Annotated in this window: 10 protein-coding genes; 3 read left to right on the top strand and 7 right to left on the bottom strand. The window is 68.8% G+C overall.

Annotated features, from left to right (window positions below; all coding sequences use genetic code 11):
* The 3 genes from V6M46_RS09575 to V6M46_RS09565 all read right to left on the bottom strand — a co-directional run.
* Window positions 1–191: winged-helix domain-containing protein (locus tag V6M46_RS09575; RefSeq protein ID WP_332664200.1), on the bottom strand; the 191-nt coding region annotated here is incomplete at its 3' end.
* Between the two features lie 235 nt (window positions 192–426).
* Window positions 427–690 carry a glutaredoxin family protein gene (locus V6M46_RS09570; protein ID WP_332664197.1) on the bottom strand — a complete coding sequence of 88 codons (264 nt, stop codon included), beginning with the start codon at window positions 688–690 and terminating at the stop codon, window positions 427–429.
* Complete coding sequence (locus V6M46_RS09565) at window positions 687–2,258, bottom strand: class I adenylate-forming enzyme family protein (protein ID WP_332664195.1); 1,572 nt, start codon at window positions 2,256–2,258, stop codon at window positions 687–689. Before V6M46_RS09565 ends, V6M46_RS09570 begins: the two co-directional genes overlap by 4 nt.
* Window positions 2,259–2,311: 53 nt before the next feature.
* Here V6M46_RS09565 and V6M46_RS09560 point away from each other — a divergent pair, with 53 nt between their 5' ends.
* The 3 genes from V6M46_RS09560 to V6M46_RS09550 all read left to right on the top strand — a co-directional run bounded on the left by V6M46_RS09560 (window position 2,312) and on the right by V6M46_RS09550 (window position 5,097).
* A complete protein-coding gene (locus tag V6M46_RS09560) occupies window positions 2,312–3,196 on the top strand; it encodes an HAD family hydrolase (RefSeq protein ID WP_332664192.1) in 885 nt (294 codons plus the stop codon).
* Window positions 3,197–3,242: 46 nt separating this feature from the next.
* Window positions 3,243–3,944 (top strand): sigma-70 family RNA polymerase sigma factor, encoded by a 702-nt coding sequence (locus V6M46_RS09555; RefSeq protein ID WP_332664189.1) that lies wholly within the window; start codon window positions 3,243–3,245, stop codon window positions 3,942–3,944.
* 97 nt (window positions 3,945–4,041) lie between these two features.
* Window positions 4,042–5,097, top strand: coding sequence for a DUF5667 domain-containing protein (locus tag V6M46_RS09550; protein ID WP_332664186.1), 1,056 nt, complete (start codon window positions 4,042–4,044; stop codon window positions 5,095–5,097).
* 88 nt (window positions 5,098–5,185) lie between these two features.
* Here the strand turns inward: V6M46_RS09550 and V6M46_RS09545 are convergent, their stop codons facing one another.
* The 4 genes from V6M46_RS09545 to V6M46_RS09530 form a co-directional block, all read right to left on the bottom strand.
* The gene (locus V6M46_RS09545) at window positions 5,186–6,439 is read right to left on the bottom strand and encodes a lysophospholipid acyltransferase family protein (RefSeq protein ID WP_332664183.1); all 1,254 of its coding nucleotides are present in this window, start codon (window positions 6,437–6,439) and stop codon (window positions 5,186–5,188) included.
* On the bottom strand, window positions 6,436–7,419 hold the full coding sequence (locus tag V6M46_RS09540; RefSeq protein ID WP_332664180.1) for an NAD-dependent epimerase/dehydratase family protein: 984 nt from the start codon (window positions 7,417–7,419) through the stop codon (window positions 6,436–6,438). The genes V6M46_RS09545 and V6M46_RS09540 overlap by 4 nt, the downstream gene beginning before the upstream one ends.
* 6 nt (window positions 7,420–7,425) lie before the next feature.
* Window positions 7,426–7,527 (bottom strand): 30S ribosomal protein bS22, encoded by a 102-nt coding sequence (locus V6M46_RS09535; RefSeq protein ID WP_019143756.1) that lies wholly within the window; start codon window positions 7,525–7,527, stop codon window positions 7,426–7,428.
* A 197-nt stretch (window positions 7,528–7,724) separates the two neighbouring features.
* The coding region (locus V6M46_RS09530) for a helix-turn-helix domain-containing protein (protein WP_442880492.1) at window positions 7,725–7,977 on the bottom strand (253 nt) is incomplete at its 5' end.

The following is a 7,977-nucleotide window of genomic DNA, read 5'->3' as shown; positions in this document are numbered from 1 at the left end:
TAGGACAGGTCCTTGCGGAGCTTGGCCGGGTTGACGCCGGCGTTCTCGGCGAGGTCGTTGGAGGAACACGTCGCGACACCCTGCTCGGCCAGCGCGTTGAGCGCGCGCAGGTAGACCGGCAGCCGGGCGACGGTGGCATCAGGGATGCCACGAGCGCTTCCGTCCGCGAGGGGGGTGCGAAGTATGGTCACGGTGCTCCTGCACTGCACGGCCGGGGATTATCCCTGTCGGGACTGGCGCGCGATGCGCACTCAGTTTAAGAGTTTGTGAACGTGTTAACAAAATCGTGAGGCCGAGCGACCTCTGCGAGCGAGCGCCGAACCAGGTTGAGCGTGCCGCGGCGGAGCCGCCATGTGTCGAAACCACGCGAGCCGAGTGACCTACGTCACTTGCAGAGCGATGGCATATGTCACATGCGCTTGCGCCTCAGGGAGTACGCGCGAGCGCCTTCCGCAGGCGTACCGGATCGACCCGCCAGAAGTCGTGCTGTGCCCCGTCGACGAACGTGACGGGCACCTGCTCGGTGAACCGCGACGTCAGGTCGTCGTCGGTCGTGATGTCGACCCGGGCCCAGGAGTCACCCGTCTCGGCACAGATCTCGGCGACCAGCGCCTCGGCGACCTCGCACAGGTGGCAACCGGGACGGGAGTAGACGACGACCCGGGCATCGCCGGAGTGGGCGATCGTCACGGTGCGTCGAGGCCGAGGGTCTCGCTGCGGGCGAGCGCGCGCAGCCGGCCCTTGGCGACCTTGCCGGTCGCGGAGTGCGGCAGGCCCTGCACGACCACGACGCGCGCGGGCTGCTTGAACCGGGCCAGGCGTGTACGGCAGTGGGCCTCGACCGCCTCGATGATCGTGTTCTCGTCGGCGTCGGTGTCCTCGGGAACGACGAACGCCACGACGGCCTCGCCGGTCTCCTCGTCGGGCAGGCCGACGACCGCGACCTGCGTGACGCCGGGCACCTCCGCGATGACGTCCTCGACCTCGAACGGGTAGACGTTGAACCCCGAGACGATGACCAGCTCGCGGAGCCGGTCGACGAGCGTCAGGTCGCCGTCCTCGTCGAGGAAGCCGATGTCACCGGTGGGGTACCAGCCGTCGTCACGCGGGCCGTCGACCCCGTCTGGCCAGTAGCCGGAGAAGAGATTGTCACCCCTGACCCAGATCTCGGCCGGGTCGCCCGGGTGCGCGTCTTCGCCATTGGCATCGACGATGCGGAGCTCGATGCCGGGCAGCGGCCGGCCGACCGAGCCGGGCTTGGGCGGCGTGCCCTCGTCGCGGGGCGAGCCGAACGTCGTCGCGATGACCGGTGCGGTCTCGGTGAGCCCATATCCCTGCTCGATGTGCTTGCCGGACGAGGCGAGGAACGTCTCGGCGAGCTCGGCGTCCAGGGCCGAGGCGCCGGAGAGGATCGTCGTCACGCGTGCGAGCTTGTCGCGCAGGTCGTCGCGTCCGGCCCAGGCCGCCACGACGGGCGGCGCCAGCGGGATGTTCGTGACACCCTCGGCGGCGATCTGGTCGAGCAGGCCACCGGGATCGAACCCGTCGACCAGGAGGACGCGGGCCCTTTGGCGTACGGCCTGGCCCAGCACGCAGTTGAGGCCGTAGATGTGGAACATCGGCAGCAGTCCCAGGCACACGTCGTCCGACGTCATCGCCGGCGGGTCGAGCTGCGCGACCTGCTCGATGTTGGCGATCAACGCGCGGTGCGTCAGCATGGCGCCACGCGGCTTGCCGCTGGTGCCGGACGTGTAGAGCACGACGGCAAGAGCCTCGGTGTCGGCAGGTGCCGCGGGCTCCGTGCCGGCCGCGTCGGCGAGGAACGCCTCGAATGCCGTCTCGCTCTGCTGCGGCTCGACGCCGTCGACGATCACGCTGACCTGGTGGTCGTCCGTCACCGCCTCGCGGACCTGGGTGATGCCGGCCTCGTCGCACAGCACGACCCGAGCCAGCGAGTCGGCCAGCATGCGCCCGATCTCACGGGTCGTCGATCGTGGGTTGATCGGCACCGCGACCATGCCGCCGCGCAGGATGCCGAAGTAGGCGATCGGCAGGTCGATGCGGTTGGCCATGACGACCGCGACCCGCTGCCCGGCCACGAGCCCGCGAGCGGAGAGACCACGTGCCACCGCAGTTGCGGCATCGTCGAGCTGGCGCCAGGTGACCTCGCGCCGTTCGGCTCGGTGCTCGACCAATGCGACGCCGTCGGGATCGGTGGACGCAGCGTCGCGGAGGAAGTCGCTGACATTGACTGTCACGCCTCCGAGTCAACCACACGTCGCAGACCACGGAGGGCGTTAGTCTCGGTTACATGCCACGGGACGCTCGACCCGATCAACCCCGCAATCTGCGGTCGCGTTCCGTGCTGTCCGGACAGGCCGCCGCCTCGGCCGCAGAGGTCGAGAATGCGCTGACGACAGAGCCCGACGCCACGGCCGCGGCATTCTTCGACGTCGACAACACGATCATGCAGGGCGCCTCGATCTTCCACCTCGCCCGGGGACTGCACCGACGCAAGTTCTTCACGACCAAGGACATCCTCAAGGCGACCTGGCAGCAGCTCTACTTCCGCCTTGCGGGGGTCGAGGATCCCGAGCACATCGCCAACGCCCGAGCATCGGCGCTCGCATTCATCGCCGGGCACAAGGTCAGCGAGCTGGAGGAGATCGGCGAGGAGATCTTCGACGAGCACATGGCGCACAAGATCTGGCCCGGCACCCGCGCGATCGCCCAGTGGCACCTCGATCGTGGTCAACGCGTGTGGCTCGTGACCGCAGCACCGATCGAGATCGCCAATGTCATCGCACGACGCCTGGGCCTGACCGGCGCCCTCGGCACCGTGTCGGAGCATGTTGACGGCGTCTACACCGGCGAGCTCGTCGGCGAGATGCTGCACGGCGAGGGCAAGGCCGCCGCAGTCCGGGAGATCGCCGAGCGAGAGGGCCTCGTGCTCGAGGACTGCTACGCCTACTCCGACTCCAGCAACGACCTGCCGATGCTGTCGCTCGTGGGACATCCCTGCGCCGTCAATCCCGACTCGACGCTCCGCGCGCACGCCAGGGCCAACGGCTGGCGCATTCGCGACTACCGCACCGGACGCAAGGTGGCACTGGTCGGCGGGAAGGGCGTCATGGCGGCCGTCGCGGCAGGCGGCGCGTGGCGTGTGCTGCGTCACAGAAAAACCCGAAGAAACTGACAGTTACTCCCCTCCGGGTTAGTATTTCGGGGAACAGGGAGGGCCTGTGAGGGACACCACAAGTCGATTGCGCGTCGCGTTGTCACTCGCACTTGCGACCCCTGATGACCGCTCACTTCTGATCGCCCTTTCGGTCGCGGATTCGCCGGCGTACGCACCCTCCACCGGCTCATCGAGTCCCAGCGACGACAACGATCCCGAGGCGACCCGCCTGCGCGCGCTCGTCGACCTCGCCAAGGAGGGCGACGCCGAGGCGTTCGGCCAGCTCTACGACCACTACGTCTCGGGAGTCTTCCGGTTCGTCTACTACCGGGTCGGGTCGCAACAGCTCGCGGAGGATCTCACGAGCGAGACGTTCGTCCGCGGCCTCCGGGCGATCCAGCGGTTCAACTGGCAGGGCAAGGACTTCGGCGCCTGGCTGACCACGATCGCCCGCAACCTCGTCGCCGATCACTTCAAGTCCAGCAGGGCCCGGCTCGAGATCGTCGCCGAGACGATCCCGGAGGGCAAGGCCATCGTCGCCAGCCCGGAGCAGGAAGTCCTGGCGCTGATCTCCAACGAGATGCTGTTCGAGGCGGTCAACGCGCTGCCCAACGAGCAGCGCGACTGCATCCTCATGCGGTTCATCCAGGGTTTGTCGATCGCCCAGACGGCTGCGGCGCTCGGCCGCAGCGAGGGCGCCATCAAGCAGCTCCAGCTGCGGGCGGTTCGCAGTCTTGCCAAGACGATGCCGGAGGACGCGCGATGAAGACCACCGGCACCTTTGTCCTGTCATTTCCACGTAACCTGCGGGCAACCGAGGTCGTTGTACCTCGTGGCACATCCACCGCAGTGAGGAACCCATCATGATCGGCCGTCGCTTCCACGACGACGCCCAGTCCTTCGAGGAGGCTTGGAGCGGCCGCCACACACCCGACGATGAGCACATCGCCGAGCTGGTGCGCTTCGCCGAGGCTCTCTGCGAAGCCGCGGTCGCCGAGCCCTCGCCGATGTTCCGCGACTCACTGCGCAGCCGGCTCATGGTCGAGGCCGAGACCGTCCTCGTTCCGATGCCGGCCACGACCCGCCCCGCCCCTGTCCGCGAGACCCACCCCGTACGTCGCCGGGTTGCCGGCCTCACCGCGGCCATGGTCGCCTGCGCCGGAGTTGTCGGCATCGTGGCCTCCAGCGCGTCCGCGGTTCCCGGCGAGATGCTCTACCCGGTCAAGCGCACGGTCGAGTCGGTCGAGCTCACACTGCACCGCGATGACGCCTCACGCGGCTCGTTCCAGCTCCGCCAGGCCTCCGAGCGTCTGGCCGAGGCTCGTGAGCTCAGCGCCAAGTCCGGTTCCACAGACCTCATCGCCAAGACCCTCGAGGACTTCTCGTCGCAGGCCGAGTCCGGCTCGACCTCGCTCTTCAGCGACTTCACCGGCAACGGCGAGAAGAAGTCGATCCGCGTGGTCAACGACTTCGCGATCGAGTCCACCGCCGGCCTCTCGGCGCTGTCGTCGCAGCTGCCGCCAGGAGCTGCCGACTCGTTCGAGGCTGCAACAGCCACCATCAGCGACCTGGCGATCCAGGCATCCTCGCTGTGCAGCGCGTGCACCACGGGCGACCTCCAGAAGCTCGCCTCATCGGTCACCGCCCTGACGGCGGGCGCCACGGGCAGCTCGGACTCGACCGGCAGCAAGCCCAGCACGTCGTCGGACAAGGACGACTCGACGCCTGGCCCAGGTGCCACGACAGCCGCGCCCACGGAGAAGCCGATCGTGGCGCTGCCGCTGCCGACGACGTCGCCGACCACCGAGTCACCGTCGCTGAGCGACCTCACGGACCCCGTCGTCGGAGCGGTGCTCGGCGACGAGAACCAAGAAGGTCTAATCCCCGGCCTGCTCAACGGACTGCTGGGCACTCAGTAAGCCCCGGTTGTCGTCCCGCGTTGGGCGGTCAGCTCACCATTGCCTCGCAGCTGGCGCCTGCGGCGTTCGGCCGCAGACGGCGTCAGCCTCAGAAGAACGCGTTGCCCCGGTCCACCAGCAGGCCGTAGAGCGTCTGCTGGATCGTCTCGCGCACCTGGTCGGTCACGTTGAACAGCAGCATGGGGTCGTCGGCCGCCTCAGGGTCGTAGGCATCCGTGCGGATCGGCTCGCCGAACTCGATGATCCACTTGCTGGGCAGCGGGATCATGCCGAGCGGGCCGAGCAGCGGGAAGAACGGCGTGATCGGCAGGTAGGGCAGCCCGAGCAGCCGGGCCAGTGAGGGGACGTTGCCGACGAGCGGGTAGATCTCCTCGGCACCGACGATCGATACCGGCACGATCGGGACCTGCGCGCGCATCGCGGACGAGACGAAGCCGCCCCGCCCGAACCGCTGGAGCTTGTAGCGCTCGGCGAACGGCTTGCCGATGCCCTTGAAGCCTTCGGGCCACACGCCCGCGAGCTCGCCGGTCGTGAGGAGCCGCTCGGCGTCCTCGGTGCAGGCCAGCGTCGCGCCGACCTTGCGGGCGATCTGCCCGACGAACGGCAGCGAGAACACCAGGTCGGCACCCAGGGGCCGCAGGTTGCGTCCGGAGTACTTCTTGACGGCGTAGCCCGTGATGAGCCCATCGATCGGAACCGTGCCCGAATGGTTGGCGACCAGCAGCGCGCCGCCCTCGGCCGGGATGTTCTCGACGCCACGGACCTCGAGGCGGAACCACTTCTCGGCCAGCGGCTCGATCGCGGCGGTCAGGACCTCGGTGATCTGTGGGTCGAAGCCGAACTCGTCGACCTCGTAGTCGCCGCTCATGCGCTTGCGGATCGTGGCGAGCAGCGTCGCGACGCGCGCTTCCCAGTCGCTGCCGAGCACGCGCTGTGCGGCCTGGATCACGGCGACCACGATCTCGTCGAGCGGGATGCCGGCCGACAACGGCGCAGCGCCGGCGGTGCGCGTACGCTTCGCGGCTTCCTCGGCGGCCGCAGCAGCGGCGGCGGCCGCGTCCTCGTCGGTCACGGCCCGCAGCCGGGGCTTGTCGCGCGGCGGAGCCGCGGCCTTCGGCGGCGCCGTGGTGGCGCCCGCAGGCTTCTTCGTCGCGGCGGACTTCTTGGCGGCTGTGGCCTTCTTGGGCGCCGAGGGCTGCGCAGTCTTGGGCTTCGCCTTGGTGACCGGCTTCTTGGCGGGAGGAGAGCCGGCCAGCGCCCGGGCCGCGGCCGAGGGCGAGGTCTGGCGGTTGCCGCGACCGGCCTTGCCGGCCGATCCGATGGTCTTGCGCTCGTCGGTCATGCGCGTACCCCCACCGCTGACATGATGCCGGGCCTCAGCGAGTTCCGGAACTCGTCGAACGTCTCGAGCGACGTGCGGGTCAGCTCGTAGCCGAAGATGTCCCGCAGGGCCGAGGTGTCGACGACCCGGCCGTACGTCAGCAGCCGGTGCAGGTCGGGTGGGATGTCGGAACCGGCCGCACGCAGCACCCGGCGTGCCGCAGCGGCGAAGCCGACCGGCGGCAGGGGGATGACCGGGCGGCCGAGCCGGCGGGCGGCCTGGCTCAGCAGCACGACGCCGTCGCCGGCGAGGTTGAACGTGCCCGGCCGGTCCTTGAGGATCGCCTGCTCGAGGACGGCGAACACATCGCGGAGGTCGGCGAACTGCAGCCGGGGATCGAAGCCCATGACCGCGGGCAGCACCGGGCTGGAGAAGTAGGTGGCCAGCGGGGTCTCGATCGACGGGTGCAGGATCTGTGCCGCCCGCAGCGTCGTGATGATGACCTCGGGACGACGCCGGGCGAACCCGCGAACGTACGACTCGACCTCGACGATGTCCTTGGGGAACCCGCTGCGCACTCCGTCGCGGGCGAGCAGCGACTCGGTGAACATCGCCGGGTCGCGCGGCGACGAGCCGTAGACCGCGGTCGAGGAGCCGAGCACGAACTTGGTGACGGTGGACGAGCGCTGGCAGGCGGCCAGGAGCTGCATCGTCCCGATGACGTTGAGCTCCTTGGCGCCGCCGGACCGGCCGCGCTTGGGCGGGTTGACGTCGAGGTGGACGACGGTGTCAACGTCCTCGACGGCGATGACCTTGCCGACGACCGGGGTCCGGATGTCGGCGCGGACGAACTTCACGCCACCGAGGTCACCCGGCGGCAGCATCGTGTCGATGCCGACGACCTTGCTGATGCCCGATGCCTCGCCAAGGTCCGCGAGTCGGCGCGCGAAGAGCGACGCAAACGATCCCGCGACACCGGTGACGAGGACAGACCGGGCCATGGAGGGTTACTTACCCAGACGACGACGCTGAACTCGGGTGCGCTTGAGCATCTTGCGGTGCTTCTTCTTCGACATCCGCTTGCGACGCTTCTTGATGACTGAACCCACGGGTCACAACTCAATTCTTGTTGGCCACGCGACGTGGCTGGTGCCTGAGACTGGTGGCCATTCCGGGGTTCGCACACCGTCGCGTGACGAGGCTGCGGCCCCGGTACTGGCTGCGAACAGCCTACACGTCAGCATCGGTCGGGATTTTCCCCGACCATGCACGCGCTGGGAGCGGCGATCGTACGTGCGGCGCGTCGTCAACCGGCCTGGAAGTAGGACTTGCCGAGGAACTCTTCGACAGCGTGCTCGGGCACTCGGAAGGAGCGCCCCACACGGACGGCTTCGAGCTCGCCTGAGTGGACGAGACGGTAGACCGTCATCTTCGAGACCCGCATCTGAGCCGCCACTTCCGCGACGGTCAAGAACGTCGGTCCGGATGCCATGTCACCACCTGCTTCCTGAGGGGCACGCGCGCTCTCCGGCTTCCCCACCGGAGAAACAGCGCGCGTG

This window comes from Aeromicrobium sp. (genome assembly GCF_036676885.1).
Lineage (GTDB): Bacteria > Actinomycetota > Actinomycetes > Propionibacteriales > Nocardioidaceae > Aeromicrobium.
Note: the sequence above shows the minus strand (reverse complement) of the source record. Positions and strands in the feature narration are given on the sequence as shown.